We start from the raw sequence: 911 nt of genomic DNA, 5'->3' as shown, positions 1-911 counted from the left end.
AGCGTACACCGAACCGGGCTCTGCTGTAGCGGCCTGATTCAGGCCGGTTTCAATGGCTCTAAGCTCGTCGACGCTCAAAGCACGAAAACTGGTGATTTCCGCTGCGCTGGCACCTGGGTGCAAATTGAATAGACGCTGCGCTTCCTGATCAAAGCTTTGCTGGAGACGCTCCTCTGTATTCAAGCCGTTTGGGTCAGGCCATTGGGTCTGTCCTTCTGGACCGATGCTACGCGTGTAGGTAGTGCCACCCACCGTATAACGGTCACCCACACGATTTCCCGCTAGATCCCACTGCCCTTGGAATTGCAAAGTGTTGCCGACCCAGTGACTAAATGTGGTCGCAACTTCACCATCGGCAGGGTTGAGGACGCTTTCCATCACCGTGGTTTCACCCCGTTCGGTGTGGCTCACACTGAAATAGCCGAGTTTGCCTTTAGGATCAAAAACCTCGCTAACAATGTCACCTTTTTTGATGCTGCCGTTGGCGCTGTCCGCTTTCGCAATGAAGCCAAGTGTGATTGAACCATCTTCGTGATGTATGACGTCACGATTTAGGACCAGGGCTAACGCATTGGCCGCAACTGGCGAAGATGTCGAGGTGGCTGGTGCTGCAATCGTTGAGGCGTTGATTGAATCCGTGATCCAGACATTGCTTTCTGGGCCAACAGGCAAACCAGTCATCAAGTCATAAACCGTACGGTCTTCCCAATCGCCCCCGGCTTGCTGCGCCAACGGATGCACTCCACTCGTGGGGGAACTGTCTCGCCCCGCCGTGTCGCCGGGCAACGACGACTGTGCGAATCGATCCAAGCGAAACATGATATTGATGTCGGCATTCGCGTTAGTGGAATCGCCGCTAAAGAACTTTAGGACGGCACCCGCCCCCTCTTTCCATCCAGCCGCTATCAGTC

At 54.8% G+C, this 911-nt stretch carries 1 protein-coding gene; it reads right to left on the bottom strand.

Annotated elements, in window-relative coordinates:
- Nucleotides 1-732, bottom strand: a 732-nt coding sequence (locus AC1D1X_RS24540) for a hypothetical protein (protein ID WP_477699519.1), incomplete at its 3' end; no start/stop codon positions are given.
- Nucleotides 733-911 lie beyond the last annotated feature (179 nt).

The sequence above is a fragment of the Polaromonas sp. P1_G4 genome, from assembly GCF_056405475.1.
Note: the sequence above shows the minus strand (reverse complement) of the source record. Positions and strands in the feature narration are given on the sequence as shown.